The sequence below is a fragment of the Stappia indica genome, from assembly GCF_001696535.1.
GTDB lineage: Bacteria > Pseudomonadota > Alphaproteobacteria > Rhizobiales > Stappiaceae > Stappia > Stappia indica.
Genome location: NZ_MBQE01000003.1, coordinates 250,733 through 270,145 on the forward strand (window position 1 = coordinate 250,733; position 19,413 = coordinate 270,145).

Sequence of the window (19,413 nt, forward strand, 5' to 3'; positions counted from 1 at the left end):
GTGGCCTAATGCTGCCCCGCCCGCGATGTGATCCTCGCGGGCGGGGCATTTCTTTGCGCGTCTTCGGCACGGGCGGGACTTCGGCAAGCGAGGGGCGGGGCATGACGGACAGCGACAGCGACGGCGTGGGGCAGCCGCAGCCGCAGGGCGGCGAGCCGCATCTTCCCGGCTTTCCGCCCCATCCCGCCCGCGATCTCGTCCTCGGCGAGCTGCATGCCCGCCCGTTCCGCCCGCTTGTCGGGCCGCGCGTCTTCCTGCGCTACGGCTTCACCGTCGACGAGACCGGGGTGGAGGCGGACCGCGACTGGTTCGCCGGCTATTGCCGCTCCCTCGGCCTGCAGGGGCCGGGCGAGGCGGAGCGGCACCACCTGGTGGAGATCGGCGAGGGCGTGCTGCGGCGCGAGCGGCACGGCGAGTTCCTCACCTATACCTGGGACGGCCCGCTCGATGTCGCCGCCCCGGCCGAAGCGCCGCCCGCCGGCCATCCCTTCGGCGCCCGCTTCCGCGCACCTGGGCCGATGATGGTCGCCGTGCGCTGCGACGTGGTGCCGGCGGACGGCGAGGCCTTTTCCCGGCGCTTTGCCCTGTTCGACCGCACCAGCCTGTGCGTCTCGCAGACCGACGGCGGCGCCTCGGTCATCGCCACCGACTTCCGCCAGGACCGCGACGGCCTCACCCGCATCCTCGTCGGCGACCGTTCGCTGTCGCCTGTGCAGGCCGGCGCCCAGAGCCAGCGGCTGCTGGAGCTGGAGACCTACCGCCTCTTCGCCATGCTCGGCCTTGCCGAGGCGCAGCGCCAGATGCCGCGCGTTTCGGCCATCGAGGATGCGCTGCTGGCGCTGGCCGAGCGCATGCGCACCAGCGACGGGCTGGAGGCCAACCGCGCCCTGCTCGGCGAGCTGATGCGCCTTGCCGCCGACCTGGAGGCGAGCGCGGCGGAGAGCGCCTACCGCTTCGGCGCCAGCCGCGCCTATTACGGCATCGTCCGCCAGCGGCTGGAAACCTTCGGCGAGGACCAGCAGGACGGCTATTTCACCTTCACCCAGTTCCTGTCGCGGCGGCTGGCGCCGGCCATGCGCACCTGCGAGACGCTGGAGGAGCGGCAGGTCAAGCTGTCGGAAAAGCTCGCCCGCGCCGCCACCTTGCTGCGCACCCGCGTCGACGTCGAGCTGCAGGAGCACAACCGCTCGCAGCTTGCCGCCATGAACCGCCGCGCCCGGCTGCAGCTGCGCCTGCAACAGACGGTCGAGGGCCTGTCGGTCGCCGCCGTCAGCTATTACGTGGTCGGGCTGATCGCCTATCTCGCCAAGGGCGCCAAGACCGGGCCGCTGGCCGCCTGGCTGCCCTCGCCGGAGCTGATGACCGGCCTTGCGGTGCCGGTGGTGCTCGCCGCCGTCTTCCTCACCGTCCGCCGCATCCGCCGCCACCACAGCGAGGAAGACCACGGCGAGGGGTAGGGGGCGCTTGCCCCCTCCCGCAGTCCCGCAAAAGAAAAGGGAGCCGTTCGGGGGAACGGCTCCCTTCAAACTCTCATGTCGCAGCTGATGCGCGTCATGCGCTCCCGCCCGCGGCGGGGCGGGTCACTTCTTGGTGCCGTCGGCGTTGAACTGCGCCAGATAGGCGATCACGTCGGCGCGCTCGTCGTCCTTCTTCAGGCCGGCAAAGGCCATCTTGCCCTTCGGGATGACCTTCTTCGGCGCTTCGAGATAGGCCGACAGCGTCTCGGCATCCCAGGTCTTGCCCGCTTCCTTGCCTTCCAGCAGGGCCGGCGAGAACTTGTAGTCGTCGACATGGCCCCAGGACGCGCCGACGACGCCGTTCAGCCGCGGACCGACCTTGTTCTTCGCGTCCTCGCCGACGGCATGGCAGGCCATGCACTTGCGGAACACCTTCTCACCCGCGGCGGCATCGCCGTCTGCCTGCGCGCTCGCGGAGAATGCGAGCACGGCGGCGCCGGCCAGCAAAACGAGACGTTTCATAGGTTTTTCTCCCAAGACTTCTGTTCGAACGGTCGGACCGGGGTCCGTCTGTGCCCGGATGCCGGCAGACCCGTGGTCAGGCGGGCCGGAGTCCAAGTGGCGGGAAGACTAGCACGATCCCGGCATACGTCATCCAGCCCCTGCCGAGGCAACATGTCGCATTTTTCGAAACTATGCGCTTTTCGCTTTCGCCGCCAGACCGCGGGCCCGGAGCCGGCAAGCGCCGAAAACAAAGGCAGCCGGCGCGGGGAGGCGCACCGGCTGCAGGTGCAGCGGCCGCCGGCGGGCGCCGCTGCGTGTCCGATCCCGGCTCAGCCGCCGACCATCGCCTCGGGCTGCCTGTCTTCGGGGAAGCCATCTTCGCGCGTACCACCGTCGGGCAGCGCCAGCCACTGGTCCAGCCCCTCGTCCCAATAGGGGGAGGGGCCGTAGAGCTTCGCCATGAAGTCGATGAACACCCGTACCTTGGCCGGCAGGAAGCGGCGGCTCGGATAGACCGCGTGCAGGCCGACATTCTTCGAGGCGCGGTACTGCGGCAGCACGATGCGCAGCTTGCCCTCGCGCAGCTCCGGGCCGATGTCCCAGGTCGAGCGCAGCGCGATGCCGAGCCCGGCCAGCAGCGCCTCGCGCACCACCTCGCTGGAATTGGTGCGGATCGGCCCGCCGGTGCGCACGATCTCGGTGCCCTGCGGTCCGGCCAGCCGCCAGATCTCCTGCTGGGTTGTGGAGATGCAGGCATGGCTGTTCTGCAGCTGCTCTATGGTCTGCGGCGCGCCGCAGCGCTCCAGATAGGAGGGGGCGGCGCACAGCACCCGGTGCACCGGCGCCAGCCGCCGGGCGACGAGGCTGGAATCCTCCAGCTCGGCGATGCGGATGGCAAGGTCATAGCCTTCCCCGACGATGTCGATGAATTCGTCGGACAGGTCGAGGTTGAAGGAAAGGTCCGGATTGTCGGCCAGGAACGCGCCCAGATGCGGGGCGATGTGCATCCGGCCGAAGGCGGTCGGGGCGCTGACCTTCAGCGTGCCGCGCGCCAGCGCCGAGCGGCGGGTGACGAAGGTTTCCGCCTCCTCGATGGAGGCGAGGATCGCCACCACCCGCTTGTAATAGCCCTGTCCGGCCTCGGTCAGCGCCAGCTGGCGGGTCGTACGCTGCAGCAGCCTCGTGCCCAGCCGGTCTTCCAGCCGGCGCAGCCGTTTCGACACCACGGCCGGCGACAGGCCCATTTCACGCCCTGCGGCGGACATGCTGCCGGCAGCCACCACCCTGGCGAAGATTTCCATGTCGGGAAAATCGGTCATTTTCAACGCACCGGACTTGGTTCTTGTAAATCTTCAACGCTTTATAACGGACAAGCCGTCTGGCATGTTTCGCGGGTTGCCGTCACCGTCCGGCATCGCAAATCTGTCTTATCCTTGATATTACGCGGGATGGCACCCGCCGGATCTTAAAAGCGGCGTGATTGTGTCGAGGGAGGAAACGACATGAGCGGCATTGCCATGCCAAGGCCGGACGAGGCCGTCCTGTCGCGTCGCGGCGAGATTGTGCGCGCGCTGAAGGAGATGGTGCCGGGCGAGGGCGTCATCGACACCGACATCGGCATGCGGGTCTACGAGACCGACGGCTTCAACGCCTATCGCCAGATGCCGATGGTCGTGGTCCTGCCGGAAACCGTCGAGCAGGTTTCTGCCGTGCTGCGCTACTGCCACGAGAACGGGGTGAAGGTCGTCCCGCGCGGTGCCGGCACCTCGCTGTCGGGCGGTGCCCTGCCGCTCGGCGACGGCGTGCTCATGTCGATGATGAAGTTCAACGAGGTGCTGGACATCGATGCGGCCAACCGCGCCGTCGTCGCCCAGCCCGGCGTCACCAATCTCGGCATCACCCGCGCGGTCGAGCATCTCGGCTTCTACTACGCGCCCGATCCCTCCTCGCAGATCGCCTGCTCCATCGGCGGCAACATCGCGGAAAATTCCGGCGGCGTGCACTCGCTGAAATACGGCCTCACCACCAACAACGTGCTGGGCCTGGAAATGGTGCTGATCACCGGCGAGGTGATCCGTCTCGGCGGCAAGCATCTCGACAGCGAAGGCTACGACCTGCTCGCCCTGATGACCGGGTCGGAAGGCCTGCTCGGCGTCGTCACCGAGGTCACGGTGCGCATCCTGCAGAAGCCCGAGACGGCGCGCGCCGCGCTCGTCGGCTTCCCCTCCAGCGAGGCCGGCGGCCAGTGCGTTGCCGAGATCATCGGCGCCGGCATCATTCCCGGCGGCATGGAGATGATGGACGAACTCGCCATCAATTTCGCCGAGGACTTCGTCAATGTCGGCTATCCGCGCGAGGCGGGAGCCCTGCTGATCGTCGAGCTCGACGGGCCGGAGGCCGAGGTCGACCATCTGCTCGCCGAGGTCGAGGCGATCGCCCGGCGCAACGGCGCCACCTCGCTGCGCGTCTCCACCTCGGAGGAGGAGCGTCTCGCCTTCTGGGCCGGTCGCAAGTCGGCCTTCCCGGCGGTGGGCCGCATCTCGCCCGACTATCTGTGCATGGACGGCACCATCCCCCGCCGCGCCCTGCCGCAGGTCCTCGCCCGCATGCGCGAGCTTTCCGACAAGCACGGGCTGCGCTGCGCCAATGTCTTCCATGCCGGCGACGGCAACCTGCATCCGCTCATCCTCTACGATGCCAACAAGCCGGGCGAGCTGGAGCGGGCGGAAGATTTCGGCGCCGACATCCTGCGGCTTTGCGTCGAGGTCGGCGGCGTGCTGACCGGCGAGCACGGCGTCGGCATCGAGAAGCGCGACCTGATGCCGGTGATGTTCTCCGAGGACGATCTCAAGCAGCAGCAGCGGGTCAAGTGCGCCTTCGATCCCAAGCAGCTGCTCAATCCGGGCAAGGTCTTCCCGGAGCTGCACCGCTGCGCGGAGCTCGGGCGCATGCATGTCAGCAAGGGCCAGCTGCCCTTCCCGGACATTCCGCGCTTCTGACGGTCCACGCTTCCGACGAAGCGCCAATCTCGAACCCGCCAATCTCGAACCCTCAAGCCAGGACGAGAAGATCAAGATGCCCGACACGTTCAAGCCGCGTACGGAGGAGGAGGCCCGCGACGTCGTCCGCTGGGCGATGGCCGAGCACGAGCCGCTGGAAATCGTCGGCCAGGCCTCCAAGCGCGCCATCGGGCGCCCGGTGCAGGCCGGCCATCTGCTCGACATGTCGGGCCTTGCCGGCATCGAGCTCTACGAGCCCGAGGAACTGGTCCTTACCGCGCTGCCCGGCACGCCCATCGCCGAGATCGAGGCGGCGCTGGCGGCCAGCAATCAGGAACTTGCCTTCGATCCGCTGGACTACGGTCCGCTGCTCGGCAATCCGGCGGGGCAGGGCACGCTCGGCGGCGTTATCGCCGCCAACCTTGCCGGCTCCAAGCGGCTGAAGCACGGGGCGGCGCGCGATCATGTGCTCGGCATGGACGCGGTCTCCGGGCGCGGCGAGATCTTCCATTCCGGCGGCCGCGTGGTGAAGAACGTCACCGGCTACGACCTGCCGCGCGCGCTCACCGGCTCCTGGGGCACGCTGGCGGTCGCCACCCGCATCACGCTGAAGGTGCTGCCGCGCGCCCAGACCGAGGCGACCTTCCTTCTCTCCGGCCTTGACGATGCCGAGGCGGCAACGGCGATGACGGCCGCCATGGGCTCCTCGGCCGAGGTCTCGGCCGCCGCCCATCTGCCCGCAGCCGCGGCGCAGGATCTGGCCGCGCGCGGCCATGCGCTCTCCGGTCCCGCGACCCTGTTGCGGCTGGAAGGCTTCGGCCCCTCCGTCGACTACCGCTTCGAGCGGTTGCGCACTCTTCTCGGCACCGGCCGCTCCGTTTCCCGGGTGGAGGCGGACGCCTCCCGCGCGCTGTGGCGCGCGGTGCGCGATGCGGATGCGTTCGTGGGCACCGACGATCTCGTCTGGCGCCTCTCCGTCGCCCCGACCGCCGGTGCCGCAGTCGTCGCGCAGCTTGCCGGTCGGTTCGCCTGCAAGGCCTTCTACGACTGGTCCGGCGGCCTCGTCTGGCTCGCGGTGCCCGGCGCTGATGCCCGCGCCGAGGCGATCCGCGCCGCCATCGCCGCCTGCGGCGGCGGCCACGCGACGCTGGTGCGCGCACCCGCGCCGCTGCGCTCTTCCGTCCCCGTGTTCCAGCCCCAGCCGGCCCCGCTCGCCGCCCTTGCGGCCCGGCTCAAGGAGCAGTTCGACCCACACGGCATCCTCAACCCGGGCCGCATGACGGCGGGACACTGACATGCAGACCAGTTTCTCCATTCATCAACTTGCCGACCCGCATATGGCGGAGTCGGAAAAGATCCTGCGCAAGTGCGTCCATTGCGGCTTCTGCACGGCCACCTGCCCGACCTTCGCCCTGCTCGGCGACGAGCTCGACAGCCCGCGCGGCCGCATCTACCTCATCAAGGAGATGCTGGAGAACGACCGGCCGGCCGATGCGCGCACCGTGCGCCATATCGACCGCTGCCTGTCCTGCCTCTCCTGCATGACGACCTGTCCCTCGGGCGTGCACTACATGCACCTGGTCGACCATGCCCGCGCCCATATCGAGAAGACCTACCGCCGCCCGCTCGGCAACCGGATGGTGCGCTCGCTGCTGGCCTTCGTGCTGCCGCATCCCGGCCGTTTCCGCCTGTCGCTGGCCGCCGCCTTCTACGCCCGGCCCTTCGCCGGCCTGCTGCGGACGATGGGCGGCCCGTTCAAGTCGCTCGGCGCCATGCTCTCGCTCGCGCCCCTCAAGGCGCCGTCCCCGTCCTCGCTGAAGCAGGGCAACGCCTATCCGCCCGCCACCACTGCCGCGCGCAAGGGCCGCGTCGCCCTGCTCACCGGCTGCGCCCAGCCGGTGCTGGCGCCGGAGATCAACGAGGCGACCGTGCGCCTGCTCAACCGCGCCGGCGTCGAGGTGGTTCTGCCGAAGGGCGAGGGCTGCTGCGGCGCGCTCGTCCATCACATGGGCCGCGAGGACCAGGCGCTTACCGATGCCCGCCGCAATGTCGATGCCTGGACGCGCGAGATCGAGGGCGAGGGGCTCGATGCCATCCTGATCACCGCGTCCGGCTGCGGCACGACGATCAAGGACTACGGCTTCATGCTGAAGGACGATCCCGCCTATGCGGAGAAGGCCGCGAAGGTCTCCGCGCTGGCGAAGGACGTCACCGAGTACCTTGCCGGTCTCGACCTCGGCGCGCCGGTGCGTGCCACGGGTCTGACGGTCGCCTACCACTCGGCCTGCTCCATGCAGCACGGGCAGAAGATCACCCGCCAGCCGAAGACGCTGCTGACCGCCGCCGGCTTTGCCGTGCGCGACGTGCCGGAGGGGCACCTGTGCTGCGGCTCGGCCGGCACCTACAACATCCTGCAGCCGGACATCGCCCGGCGCCTGCGCGACCGCAAGGTCGCCAATATCGAGAAGACCGCACCCGATCTCGTCGCCACCGGCAATGTCGGCTGCATCACCCAGATCGGCAGCGGGACGCAGCTTCCGGTGATGCACACGGTGCTGCTGCTCGACTGGGCCTATGGCGGCCCGGAGCCGGCGCTCCTGGCCGAGGCGGGTCTCGGCGAGGCGCGGCTTGCCGTTCCTGCCTGATCGCGGCACGCAGCAGGGCTGATAAACGAAAAACCCCCGGGCGGCCGTGCCGTCCGGGGGTTTTGCTTGCGGGGAACTTGCAGCAAAAGTCGTTAGAGAACGTGCACCTTGGCGCCGACCGGCACCCGGTTGTACAGGTCGATCACGTCCTCGTTGCGCATGCGGATGCAGCCCGAGGAGACGGCCCGGCCGATGGTCCAGGGCTCGTTCGAGCCGTGGATGCGGTAGAGCGTCGAGCCGAGATAGAGGGCGCGCGCGCCCAGCGGGTTCTTCGGGCCGCCGGCCATGTGCACCGGCAGGCCCGGCTGGCGCTTGCGCATTTCCGCCGGCGGGCGCCAATCCGGCCACTCGGCCTTGCGCGTCACCTTGTGCGTGCCGGCCCACTCGAAGCCGGGACGGCCGACGCCGACGCCGTAGCGGCGGGCAAAGCCGCCCTTCTCGATGAGGTAGAGATAGCGCGCCTCGGTATCGATGACGATGTCGCCGGGCTTGTGCTTGCCGTCATAGGCGACGGTGGTCGGCAGGAAGCGCGGGTCGACCTGGCGCTGCACCTTTCGTTGCGGCGCCGCGCCGGGAGCGACGCCCATGTGGCGCACCCGCTCCATGCGCTGCGGCTGGCGCATCACCGGGCGGGTGGTCACCTGCGGGCGCATCTGGCGGCGATGGGGCTGCAGCTGCAGCACCCAGGGCTCGGTCAGGTCCGGGCTGAGCAGAAGCGGCGGCGCGCCGGCGCCGCTGCGATAATCGGCCTTGGCAGGGGACAGCGCCATCGCGCCGGCCAGCATCGCCGCGGCAAGTAGAAATCCTGTTCGCTGCATCGACGTACTCGCAACCTCTTCGTCGCACCACGGGCACCGCTCCGGCGGCAGGGCACGGGCGGATCGTTCGAAAGTAGCGGCTGCGCGGCAGTCAATCGTAAACCTTGCGGCAAGACATGCCGCTTTCTCTCCGCGTGGTTAGCGCGCGGTTGAAGGACATGGTCAACACGGTGTGAATCGGGCGGGCTTGCCGGTTAACGCGGGCGGTGCGCCGTCAGTTCACCAGCGGGCGCACCTGGCGCACGATCCCCGGCAGCAGGGGCTGGACCTGCTCGGGGCTCATGCCCGGCCTGATGCTCGGGTGGTAGAGCATGTTGAGCAGCAGCCGGTCGAACGTGGTGAAGCGGCTGTGGCGGGAGCGGTCGTTGAACACCGAATGCGACAGCGAGGCGTCGTCGTTCATCGGCCCCAGCCCCTGCAGCAGCTCCTCCACCAGGCAGCGGCGGAACAGGAAGTCGCCCTCGTCGGAGACGATCACCGCCGCCGATTGCGAGATGCCGCGCCGGTCGGAGACCACCCGCACCAGGCATCGGCCCGGCACGTCGGCGGTCGGGTCCTTGTAGATGTGCCGGCGCACCACGTCGCGATACTGGCCCCGGTCGACCACGTAGACGTGGAAATTCGCTTCCCCCGGCGTCGGCACCACCATCGTCGACAGGCCGCGGATCCCCGCGCCCATCTGCTCGATGAACCGGTAGACCATCGGCTTGCGGTTCTTGGCCGCCATGTTGTGCACGTAGAAGCGCACCGGCCCGGCATATTTCTTGACGAGATAGGGCTGCCAGCTCCACGAGCGGTATTCCAGCCCGAACACCGTCTTCATGAAACCGTCGATCAGCTCCTCGGTGGAGAAGGTGTGCGGCGCGGCACTCGACGGGACCGCGCTGCCGGAAAACGCCGGCAGGGCAAGGCACAGCAGCAGGATCAGTCTCGAGAGCGGTCGGCGCAAGATCGCGTTTCCGGTAACGGCATTTCAGGTCAGGCGTCGACCGCCAGCCTTCGAGCATACAGAACCGGGCAGGGGATCGGAACGCAAAATCGCGTCACCGCCGGCAATTGCCGCTGCGGCAGGCCTGCCCGGAACAATTCCTTAAATCTCTGCCGCTATACGTTATTTCCGACGCCCCCCGGTACAGCCTGCCCTGGAAGACGTGGAGACAAGCCCCGCCATGATGGCCACCAGAAGAGCCTTTAGAGCCGAGAGCCTCTTGCAGCAGTCGAGCGCTGACGGGGGCTCCGGTCAGGGGTCGGATCTCCAGTACCGGGCCCTGATGGCCGAGATTTCCTCGATCAAGGCGATGATTCGCCCCGCCGAGGAGGTCAGCAACCAGGTCCTCGACCAGTTCAAGAAGGAGCTGGGCGAGGCGGTGAAGCTCAAGGCCGAGCTCGACTCGATCTACGAGGCCATCGCCAAGACCAAGCACGAGATCGCCACCCTGCACCACACGACCGGGCAGGACAGCCACGAGATGAGCCGCGTCACCAACGAGCTCGACGCGGTGGTCAGCGGCACCGAAGGGGCGACCGAGGGTATCCTGTCGGCGGCCGAGTTCATCGACGAGACGGCCAACACGCTGGCGGCGCGCCTGCGCGGGCAGGACGCGGAGCTTGCGCACGACATCCAGGAGAAGGTCGTCCAGATCTTCGAATCCTGCAACTTCCAGGACCTCACCGGCCAGCGCATCACCAAGGTGATCAACACGCTGCGCTTCATCGAGGACCGCATCATCCGCATGATGGAGATCTGGGGCGGCATCGAGAGCTTCAAGTCCATCGCGCCGGAGGAACAGCCGACCCGCGAGGGCGATGCGGCCCTGCTCAACGGCCCGGCGCTGGAGACCGACGAGGGTCTCGCCAGCCAGGACGACATCGACGCGCTCTTCGCCTGACCGCGTCGACATCACCCGGATCCCTCGCTTTCGCAACGGTGGCGCGGGCTTTGCCCGCCCCCGCGGAGCCGGCGAACGTAGTGAGCCCGGCGCGAGCGAAACACCTGTGAAGGTGAGCGGAGACCCCGCGAGCCGGAACCAGGCCGCAACGGCGGCCCGGGCTTCGCCCGCCCCCGCGGAGCCGGCGAACGTAGTGAGCCTGGCGCGAGCGAAACACCGGTGAAGGCGAGCGGAGGCCCCGCGAGCCGGAACCAGGCCGCAACGGCGGCCCGGGCTTTGCCCGCCCCCGCGGAGCCGGCGAACGTAGTGAGCCTGGCGCGAGCGAGAAAAAGCCATCGCTTCACAAGCCTTGCCGTTCCTGCTATCTCGAACAAAGAGTGAACGGTCGGGCGCGCGAAACGCGCTGCAAGGAGGCGCGATGAGCGAGGCGGCAGAGGGACAGGGCGGCGGGACCGAGGCACGGGACGACCTGCCGCGCGGCCTTTTGCGCGGCGAGGACGGTCGCTGCCGCTGCGGGTGGCACGGCAACAAGCCCGACTATCTCGTCTATCACGACAAGGAGTGGGGCCGGCCCGTCACCGACGACCGCCGCCTGTTCGAGAAGATCTGCCTTGAGGGGTTCCAGTCGGGCCTGTCCTGGCTGACCATCCTGCGCAAGCGCGAGAGCTTCCGCGCCGGGTTCGCCGGCTTCGACTTCGAGGCGGTGGCCCGCTTCGGCGACGCTGACGTCGAGCGGCTGCTGCAGGACGCTGGCATCGTCCGCCATCGCGGCAAGATCGTCTCGACCATCAACAACGCCCGCCGCGCTTGCGACCTTGCCGCCGAGCGCGGTTCGCTCGCCGCCTATTTCTGGAGCTTCGAGCCCGGGCCGCAGGACCGGCCGGACTATTGCGACCATGCGTCGGTCTCGGTTCTTGCCCAGACCCCGGCCTCCCGCGCCCTGTCGAAGGACCTGAAGAAGCGCGGCTGGAGCTTCGTCGGCCCCACCACGGTCTACGCCTTCATGCAGGCCATGGGCCTGGTCAACGACCATCTCGAGGGCTGCTGGGTGCGCGAGGAGGCGGAGCGCCAGCGCCGCGCGCTCGTCCGCCCGACATAAGGGGGCGTCGCCCCTTGCGTGCGTCCGAAGCCCTCCATTTGTCTTTCCGGAAGGTGCTGAGCCAACGCCCGCGCGCCCCTCTCCCCCCTGGAGGGGGAGATGTCGGCGCAGCCGACAGAGGGGGGTGAACAGCGCTCGCTATGGAGCGCAGCCGTCTCCTTGGCGTCATCCCGGGCAAGGCGCAGCCGCGACCCGGGACCGGCGAGCCACTGAGCCTGTCTTTCTTGCCGGAGCGCGCCTCACTCACCCCGGCTTTCCGGCCCCGGCTCGGCGCTCGCGCGCCGTCCGGGGTGACGAGGAGAGAGGTTAGCGGCCTCCCGCCATCGCTCTGGCAACCGATAGGCCTCGGATCGCGCGTTGCTCGTCCGATTACGGTCAAGGGTGGGGTGACGGCAGAGGGGGTGCGGGGGGCGTGCCTCCTTCTCGGCTGTCATCCCGGTTTCGGCGAAGCCGAAGACCGGGAACCAGTAACCCCGAACGGTGGGAAAAGGCCTCGACGCTGCCACCGGAAGATCGATGGCAGCTGCCCTCGGCGCTCCGGCCTCTCGTTTCGTCATCCCGGGCAAGGCGCAGCCGCGACCCGGGACCGGCGAGCCACTGAGCCTGTCTTTCTTGCCGGAGCTTTTCCGCACTCACCCCGGCTCTCCGGCCCCGGCTCGGCGCTCGCGCGCCGTCCGGGGTGACGAGGAGAGAGGTTGGCGGCCTCCCGCCATCGCTCTGGCAACCATTAGGCTCCGGATCTCGCGTTGCTCGTCCGATTACGGTCAAGGGTGCGGTGACGGCAGAAGGGATGCGGGGGCGTGCCTCCTTCTCGGCTGTCATCCCGGTTTCGGCGAAGCCGAAGACCGGGAACCAGTAACCCCGAACGGTGGGAAAAGGCCTCGACGCTGCCGCCGGAAGATCGATGGCAGCTGCCTTCGGCGCTCCGGCCTCTCGTTTCGTCATCCCGGGCAAGGCGCAGCCGCGACCCGGGGCCGGCGAGCCACTGAGCCTGTCTCTCGTAGCCCGGCGTTTCCGAAACCGCCCCTTGCCCGCTGCCCTCGCGGTTTCTCCTCAGGTTCGGCTGTGCGTGCCGGCACATGGAGGTTGCGCGGTCCGTCCGCTTCGGCTTAGCTTCCATGGCATTTGCCACAAGGGGTTGCCATGGAGCGACCGGGGCGGCCCCAGCGGTTGTCTCTCCCGTGCGTTCCGCAGCCGGGCCCCTTGCCGGAACGACAGGCGCCGGGAAACGGCGTCGCTTGGGGCGCGTCACGCGCTGCCCATGGGAGGACTGACAATGAAATTCGCACGCTTCGCCATCGGCCTTGCCGCCGGCCTTGCGATGACCGCCTCCGCGGCCCTCGCCGACACCACCACCCTGCGCATCACGCTGCAGCTGCCGCTCAAGAGCCACCTCGGCGAGAACGTCAGCCTGTTCAAGCAGAAGGTCGAGGAGATCTCCGGCGGCGACATCAAGGTCGAGATCTACGACTCGGCCCAGCTCTACAAGGACAACGAGGTGCCGCAGGCGGTCGGCTCCGGCGCCATCGAGATGGGCGTCGCCTCGCTGACCCGCTATGTCGGCGACGTGCCGGCGGTCGACGTCTTCTACATGCCGTTCCTGCTCAACAGCGAAGAGCTGGTGCGCAAGGCGGTGGCCCAGGACAGCCCGGTCCGCGGCCCGCTCGACGAAGCGATTCTGGAGACCGGCGCCCGCGTCCTGTGGTGGCAGGCCTATGGCGGCTCCGTGCTGCTGTCGAAGGGTGAGCCGATCCGCACCCCGGCCGATCTGCAGGGCAAGAAGGTCCGCGTCTTCGGCAAGACGCTCGGCGAGTGGATCAAGGCCGCCGGCGGCGCGCCGACCATGGTTTCCGGTTCCGAGCAGTACATCGCCTACCAGCGCGGCACCGTCGACGTCGGCATGACCGGCGTCTCGGCCGTCGACAGCCGCCGCCTGTGGGAGGTGATGGACACCATCACCGTGACCAACAACGCCGACATCGAGTTCATCGTCGTCGTCAACGAGCAGTTCTGGCAGGGCCTGCCGGAGCAGCACCGCGCCTGGATCAACGAGGCGGCCCTGTTCGCCGAGAAGGACGTGCGCGACCGTATGTCCAGCATCGAAGCCGCCTCCTACAAGGCCGGCCGCGAGAACGGCATGACCGTCTACGAGCTCAGCGACGAGGAAGTGGCCGCCTGGGAAGCTGCCGCGCAGCCGGTCTACGACCAGTTCCTCGCCGATTCGGGCGAACTCGGTGCCAAGGTCCTCGAGGCCGCCCGCGCCCTCAAGAACTGACCCTTTGCCGGTACGATGCCGGGGCGGCGCGGTCCGCCCCGGCATCGCGCCGGTATCTCCTTGAAAAAACCTGGGGTTGACGCCGATGTTGCGTGTGATCGACGCCGTTTCCCGAACTGTCGGGACGGTGGCGGGCTGGGCCTATTTCGCCACCGCCCTGATGCTCGGTTACGAGGTGGTGATGCGCTATGTCTTCATCGCGCCGACCATCTGGGCCGAGGAGCTGGCGCGCATGCTGCTCGTCTGGGCCACGTTCGGGGGCGCGGCGATCCTGCTGCACCGGCGCCAGCACATCACCATCACCCTGTTGACCGATCACCTGTCGCCGCGCGTGCGGCAGGTGCAGGAAGTGTTCGTCCTCCTGTTCATCGTCGCTCTGGCCGCCGTCATCGTCTACGACGGCACCGGCATCGCCTACGATTCCTTCCACCGCGGCCGCACCACCGGCTCCATGCTCGACCTGCCGGCCTGGTGGTCGCAGGCCTCGCTCCCGGTCTGTTTCGCGCTGCTCGGCCTCCAGGCGCTGGTGGAGGCGCTGCGCGTCGCCGTCGGCGGGGCCGAAAATCTTCCCCGCGGTTCGGTGGAGCACTAGATGACGACGGTTCTCATTCTTCTGGCGCTGTTCGCCCTGCTGCTCGTCGGCGTGCCGGTCGCCTTCACGCTCACCGGCCTCGGCTTCGGCCTGCTCTTTTTCGGCGGATTCTCGCCGCTGATGGTGCCGCAGGGCCTGCTGTCGGCCGCCGACAGCTTCGTGCTGATCGCGGTGCCGCTGTTCCTTCTGATGTCCAACGTGCTGCTGAAGGGCGGCGTCGGGCGCGATCTCTTCGCCGCCGTGCAGGCCTGGGTCGGCCACTGGCCGGGCGGGCTCGCCATCGCCACCATCCTGTCCTGCGGCATCTTCGCGGCGATCTCCGGCTCCTCCGTCGCAACGGCCGCCACCATCGGCACCGTGGCGATCCCGGAAATGACCTCGCGCGGCTATCCGCGCCGCTTCGTGCTCGGCCTGCTGGCCGCCGGCGGCACGCTCGGCATCCTCATTCCGCCCTCGATCCCGATGATCGTCTACGGCGTCATCACCGAGGAATCGATCATCGCCCTGTTCCTGGCCGGCGTCGGCCCGGGCCTGCTGCTGATGGTGCTGTTCATCGCCTGGTCGGTGCTCTATGCGAGCTTTGCCGCCGACTACCAGCCGAGCCCGCGCGCCACCTGGGACGAGCGCCGGCGCACCGCCATCCGCGCCTTCCCGACCGTGCTGCTCGCCGCCTTCGTCATCGCCGGCATCTACATGGGCATCTTCACGCCCACCGAGGCCGCGGCCATCGGCTTCCTGGGCTCGCTGATCGTCGTCGGCCCGGTGCTGCGCACCCTCGACTGGCCGAAATTCCGCGACGCGGTCGCCGAGGCCATGACCACGACCGTGGCGATCCTGCTGATCGTCGCCGGTGCCAAGGTCTTCGGCAAGGCGATCACCCTCTACCGCATTCCCCAGGACATCTCGCTGTTCCTGTCGGAACACATCTCGACCGCCGGCATGTTCGTGCTGGTCGTCGCCCTCGTCCTGCTGGTCATGGGCCTGTTCCTGGAATCGCTGTCGATGATCCTGATCATGGTGCCGGTGCTCTCCGGCGCGCTGATGGCGCTCGGCATCGACCCGATCTGGTTCGGCGTGTTCTTCGTCATCATGATCGAATGCGCCCTGATCACCCCGCCTGTCGGTCTCAATCTCTATGTGATACAGGCGGTCGGAAAGGCGAGCATGGGCGAGGTCGCCACCGGCGTCCTGCCGTTCCTCGTGATCATGCTGGCCAGCGCCGCCATCATCTTCTGGTGGCCCGCCGTCGCGCTCTACATTCCTTTCCGGTTGTAGGTGGCCCTTCCGGCTGTAGGCGCGCGCCGGGCACCCGGTTTCCAGCGAAAAGGCAAGCTCATGTCCTCTCCCGCCGCGCGTCTTCGCGCCCATCTCGCCTCGACCCCGCTCACGGTCATGCCCTGCTGCTTCGACGGCCTGTCGGCCAAGCTGATCGGCGATGCCGGCTTTCCCGTCACCTTCATGTCGGGCTTTGCCGTCTCGGCCGCCCGCATCGGCGCGCCCGACACCGGCCTCATCTCCTATGGCGAGATGGTCGACACCGGCCGCAATGTCTGCGCGGCGACCGGCGCCATGGTCATCGGCGACGGCGACACCGGCTACGGCAATGCCCTCAACGTCAAGCGTACCGTGCGCGGCTACGCCCAGGCCGGCTTTGCCGCGATCATGATCGAGGACCAGGTCGCGCCCAAGCGCTGCGGCCACACCCGCGGCAAGCTGGTCGTCGACCGTACCGAGGCCATCAACCGCATCAAGGCGGCGGTCGATGCCCGCGAGGAGGGCGCCGACATTCTCATCCTCGCCCGCACCGATGCCCGCCACGGCCACGGTCTCGACGAGGCGCTGGAGCGGGCGGCCGCCTTCCGCGATGCCGGTGCCGACCTGCTCTTCGTCGAGGCGCCGCAGTCCGTCGAGGAGATGGAGCGGATCTGCCGCGAGGTGCCCGGCATCCACATGGCCAATCTCGTCGAGGGCGGCGCGACGCCGCTCCTGTCGCATGCCGAGCTGCAGCGCATCGGCTACCGGCTCGCCGCCTATCCCCTGACCCTGCTCTCGGCCGTGACGCGCGCCATGCAGGAGGCGCTGCAGGTGATCAAGGCCGGCCAGCATCCCGACGCGGCGCTGCTCGACTTCCCCTCCCTGCGCAAGGCCGTCGGCTTCGACGCCTATTACGAGGAAGAGGCGAACTACGCCGACCGTCGCGATTGAGAGTATTGCATGCGGGGCGGCAAGCGGGGATAAGCCCGTTTGCCGTCCGCGCCGCGCTGCGGGGATAAGTCGCCTTCGCGGACCGGATTGCGCGCCGGGCGCCGATTTCGAGAAAATTGAGACGCGCGAGGGGCTCTCGTCGCAAAATTTCTCGAAATTTTGCAAAATCCGTCTCGAAAATTCTCGAAATTGATTTTTGTTTAAAATCAGTAGTTTGCTCTGAATCGTGCGGCGAAGTCCGTCCGTGGTGATCCGCTTTCCGGCAGCCCGCGTAAATTTGCCGAGATCCGAAGTGCGACCGGCTTTCCCGATCCGCCGTTCGACCAACGCTTCCGGTCTCAGCCGGAACGCCTACCCGATCGGCTTCCCGGCCAGGAGGCCGCTCTCCCCCGGAGCGGCCTCCTTTTTTGCGTTCAGAGTCCCGGCTTGCGCGCCAGCCAGTCGGTCGCCTGCTCGTAGGCCTTCGCCACCTGCAGCACGCCGAGATCGTGGCGTGGCCGGCCGATGATCTGGATGCCGGCCGGCAGGCCTTCTGCCGAAAATCCGGCCGGGACCGACATCACCGGAAGGCCCAGAAGGCTTGCCGGAACAACGACTTCCATCCAGCGATGGTAGGTGTCCATCGCCCGTCCGCCGACCTCCTTGGGCCAGTCCAGCGTGACGTCGAACGGAAACACCTGCGCCGTCGGCAGGATCAGCACGTCGACCTTTTCGAACAACCGCAGCACCGCCCGGTAGAAGGCGCTGCGCACCACGCTCGCCTCTTCCAGCCGCGCCGGCATCAAGGCGCGGCCGCGCTCGATTTCCCAGATTGCCGCCGGTTTCAGCTTGTCGCGCGTCGCCGCCGCCTCGTAGAGACCGCCGAGCTTTCCGGCGACCCGCCAGCTCCGCAGATCCGCCCAGGCCTGGAACACCCGCTCCGCATCGAAGCCCGGCGCCGGCTCCTCGACCCGGCAGCCGAGCCCGGCGAAGACGTCGACTGCCGCCCGGCACAGCTCCAGGATTCCTGGTTCGAACGGCAGATGTCCGCCCAGATCGCCGAGCCAGCCGACCCTGAGGCCGGCGATGTCGGATCGGATCGGCGGCACGAATTCGGTCCCGTCGCCCGGCAGCGATTGCGGCGCGCGCGGATCGTATCCGGCCTGCACCGACAGCAGCAGCGCCAGGTCGTCGACGCTGCGCGCCATCGGTCCTTCCGTCGCCATCCCGTCGAAGAAGCTCTCCGGCCCCGGCCCCGACGGCACCCGGCCGTAGCTCGGCCGCATGCCCAGCACGTTGCAGAAGCCGGCCGGATTGCGCAGCGACCCCATCATGTCGCTGCCGTCTGCCACCACCAGCATGCGCGCGGCCAGCGCCGCCGCGGCACCGCCGCTGGAGCCGCCGGCGCTGCGCGTCGCGTCGTAGGGGTTGCGCGTCGGCCCGAACAGCGGGTTGTAGGTATGCGAGCCCAGGCCGAACTCCGGCACGTTGGTCTTGCCGATGAACAGGCCCCCGGCCGCCCGGATGCGCGCCACCTGGATGCCGTCTTCCTCGGGCACCTGGCGGGCGAAGACCGGCGAGCCCATGGTCGTCGGGATGCCGGCGGTCATGGCCAGATCCTTGATCGCCTGCGGAATTCCGTGCAGCACCCCGCGCGAGCGCCCCTCGGCCAGTTCGGCGTCGGCCGCATTGGCCTCGGCCAGCAGCGCATCGCCGTCGCGCAGCGAGACGATGGCGTTGAGCGTCGGATTGACGGCCTCGATCCGCGCGAGCGTCGCCTCCATCACCTCGCGGGCCGACACCTCGCGCGCATGGATCTTGCGGGAAAGCTCGACGGCGGACAGCTCGAGCAGCTCTTGTGACGGCATCGGCGGGACCCTTCGGGTTGGAAAGGCCGGCTGTGCGGACGCGGTGGCCGACAGCGGCAGACGGGCGGGACGGCGCGCCGGAGACGAGTGTCTCCCCTCGCGCCAGTGACTTGAAATGTCACATGTTCCGCGGCGAATGCCAAGGGCGGCAGGCAGGAAAGCGGCAGGCTCCTACAGCGCCGAGGCGCGGCGCAGCCACTCCGGGTTTTCCAGGCAGTAGTAGCCGGAAATGCGGCTGATCGTGCCCGCACGCTTCCAGTCGTTGAGGACGCGGCTGACATTCTCGCGCGCCGCACCCGCCATGTTGGCGATGTCGGCCTGCGACAGCTTGTAGTGGATCAGGATGCGGTCCTTGTCGACGGGCTTGCCGAACGTGTCGGCCAGCTGCAGCAGCGTCTGGGCGACGCGGCCGGGCAGGGGCAGGAAGGAGCGCGCCGCCAGAACGTCGTTGGCCTGTCGCAGCCGCTGTCCGACGATCGACAGCATGTGGCGGTAGAGCGCCGGGTTCTCGTCGGCGAAGCGCTCGAAGGCGTGCTTCTCGATGAAGGCGAGGCGGGTCGGTTTCAGCGTCGTGACGGTGGCCGAACGCGCGCGCCCGTCCAGCAGCGCCAGTTCGCCGACGATGGCGCCCGGGCCGAGCACGGCCAGCAGCTGCTCGTCGCCTTCGACGCTGACGATGGAGACCTTCAGCGAGCCTTCGAGGATCGCGTAGCAGCCGTTGCCCGGATCTCCGGCCTCGAACAGGATGGCACCGGGCTTCACCGACATCGGCCGGGCCAGTGCGGCAAGACCGGCGGCAAGGTTGCAGTCCAGCCCTTCCATCGAAAAGCTGTTCTCGAGGAAGTTCCTCAGTTCGACCATGTGTCCTGCCTCGATTCTTCGTCCCCTTGGACGCGCATTCTCGGGGCCGGCGCATGAATGCCGCATGAACTGGAAGGAATGCGCCGACGCGACTGCCCCGTCGCGCCGGGCCGAACTGGCCCCGTCCGGCCATTGTACGGCGGTTTCGCCGGCAGCAAAGCGGATTGTGTGACTGCCGTCACTGTAACCGGGGCGAGGCCGCCCTATATCAAGGACAACAGG

At 68.6% G+C, this 19,413-nt stretch carries 16 protein-coding genes; 10 read left to right on the forward strand and 6 right to left on the reverse strand.

Going from position 1 to position 19,413, the window contains the following annotated elements; translation table 11 throughout:
• The first annotated feature begins 101 nt into the window (after positions 1-101).
• On the forward strand, positions 102-1,457 hold the full coding sequence (locus tag BBX35_RS12480; RefSeq protein WP_083206259.1) for a DUF3422 family protein: 1,356 nt from the start codon (positions 102-104) through the stop codon (positions 1,455-1,457).
• Between the two features lie 123 nt (positions 1,458-1,580).
• Here the strand turns inward: BBX35_RS12480 and BBX35_RS12485 are convergent, their stop codons facing one another.
• Together BBX35_RS12485 and BBX35_RS12490 are read right to left on the reverse strand one after the other, a co-directional pair.
• Positions 1,581-1,979 carry a c-type cytochrome gene (locus tag BBX35_RS12485; RefSeq protein ID WP_067220501.1) on the reverse strand — a complete coding sequence of 133 codons (399 nt, stop codon included), beginning with the start codon at positions 1,977-1,979 and terminating at the stop codon, positions 1,581-1,583.
• 311 nt (positions 1,980-2,290) lie between these two features.
• Entirely contained in the window at positions 2,291-3,280 is a 990-nt protein-coding gene (locus tag BBX35_RS12490; protein WP_083206260.1) for a LysR family transcriptional regulator, read from the reverse strand.
• Between the two features lie 183 nt (positions 3,281-3,463).
• Between BBX35_RS12490 and BBX35_RS12495 the strand changes: the two genes are divergently transcribed.
• The 3 genes from BBX35_RS12495 to glcF all read left to right on the forward strand — a co-directional run bounded on the left by BBX35_RS12495 (position 3,464) and on the right by glcF (position 7,605).
• On the forward strand, positions 3,464-4,960 hold the full coding sequence (locus tag BBX35_RS12495; protein ID WP_067220504.1) for an FAD-linked oxidase C-terminal domain-containing protein: 1,497 nt from the start codon (positions 3,464-3,466) through the stop codon (positions 4,958-4,960).
• Positions 4,961-5,036: 76 nt separating this feature from the next.
• Complete coding sequence (locus BBX35_RS12500; RefSeq protein ID WP_067220507.1) at positions 5,037-6,254, forward strand: FAD-binding protein; 1,218 nt, start codon at positions 5,037-5,039, stop codon at positions 6,252-6,254.
• Position 6,255: 1 nt separating this feature from the next.
• A complete protein-coding gene (gene glcF, locus BBX35_RS12505; RefSeq protein ID WP_067220510.1) occupies positions 6,256-7,605 on the forward strand; it encodes a glycolate oxidase subunit GlcF in 1,350 nt (449 codons plus the stop codon).
• Between the two features lie 92 nt (positions 7,606-7,697).
• Here the strand turns inward: glcF and BBX35_RS12510 are convergent, their stop codons facing one another.
• Positions 7,698-8,423, reverse strand: a complete 726-nt coding sequence (locus tag BBX35_RS12510) for a L,D-transpeptidase (protein WP_067220512.1) — start codon at positions 8,421-8,423, stop codon at positions 7,698-7,700.
• A 214-nt stretch (positions 8,424-8,637) separates the two neighbouring features.
• A complete protein-coding gene (locus BBX35_RS12515; protein ID WP_067220515.1) occupies positions 8,638-9,372 on the reverse strand; it encodes a DUF2927 domain-containing protein in 735 nt (244 codons plus the stop codon).
• Between the two features lie 220 nt (positions 9,373-9,592).
• On the opposite strand from BBX35_RS12515, the gene BBX35_RS12520 reads away from it, so the two are divergent.
• The 6 genes from BBX35_RS12520 (at position 9,593) to BBX35_RS12545 (ending at position 16,483) form a co-directional block, all read left to right on the forward strand.
• On the forward strand, positions 9,593-10,312 hold the full coding sequence (locus BBX35_RS12520) for a protein phosphatase CheZ (RefSeq protein WP_067220518.1): 720 nt from the start codon (positions 9,593-9,595) through the stop codon (positions 10,310-10,312).
• A 418-nt stretch (positions 10,313-10,730) separates the two neighbouring features.
• Positions 10,731-11,411 carry a DNA-3-methyladenine glycosylase I gene (locus BBX35_RS12525; protein ID WP_067220519.1) on the forward strand — a complete coding sequence of 227 codons (681 nt, stop codon included), beginning with the start codon at positions 10,731-10,733 and terminating at the stop codon, positions 11,409-11,411.
• A 1,276-nt stretch (positions 11,412-12,687) separates the two neighbouring features.
• On the forward strand, positions 12,688-13,686 hold the full coding sequence (locus tag BBX35_RS12530; RefSeq protein ID WP_067220522.1) for a TRAP transporter substrate-binding protein: 999 nt from the start codon (positions 12,688-12,690) through the stop codon (positions 13,684-13,686).
• An 85-nt stretch (positions 13,687-13,771) separates the two neighbouring features.
• Positions 13,772-14,278, forward strand: a complete 507-nt coding sequence (locus BBX35_RS12535) for a TRAP transporter small permease (RefSeq protein ID WP_067220525.1) — start codon at positions 13,772-13,774, stop codon at positions 14,276-14,278.
• Positions 14,279-15,553: a TRAP transporter large permease gene (locus tag BBX35_RS12540; protein WP_067220528.1), complete on the forward strand. Its 1,275-nt coding sequence runs from the start codon at positions 14,279-14,281 to the stop codon at positions 15,551-15,553.
• 60 nt (positions 15,554-15,613) lie between these two features.
• Positions 15,614-16,483, forward strand: a complete 870-nt coding sequence (locus tag BBX35_RS12545; RefSeq protein ID WP_067220531.1) for an isocitrate lyase/PEP mutase family protein — start codon at positions 15,614-15,616, stop codon at positions 16,481-16,483.
• Positions 16,484-16,896: 413 nt separating this feature from the next.
• Here the strand turns inward: BBX35_RS12545 and BBX35_RS12550 are convergent, their stop codons facing one another.
• Together BBX35_RS12550 and BBX35_RS12555 are read right to left on the reverse strand one after the other, a co-directional pair.
• The gene (locus BBX35_RS12550; RefSeq protein ID WP_067220533.1) at positions 16,897-18,330 is read right to left on the reverse strand and encodes an amidase; all 1,434 of its coding nucleotides are present in this window, start codon (positions 18,328-18,330) and stop codon (positions 16,897-16,899) included.
• Between the two features lie 171 nt (positions 18,331-18,501).
• On the reverse strand, positions 18,502-19,191 hold the full coding sequence (locus BBX35_RS12555) for a Crp/Fnr family transcriptional regulator (protein ID WP_067220536.1): 690 nt from the start codon (positions 19,189-19,191) through the stop codon (positions 18,502-18,504).
• Positions 19,192-19,413 lie beyond the last annotated feature (222 nt).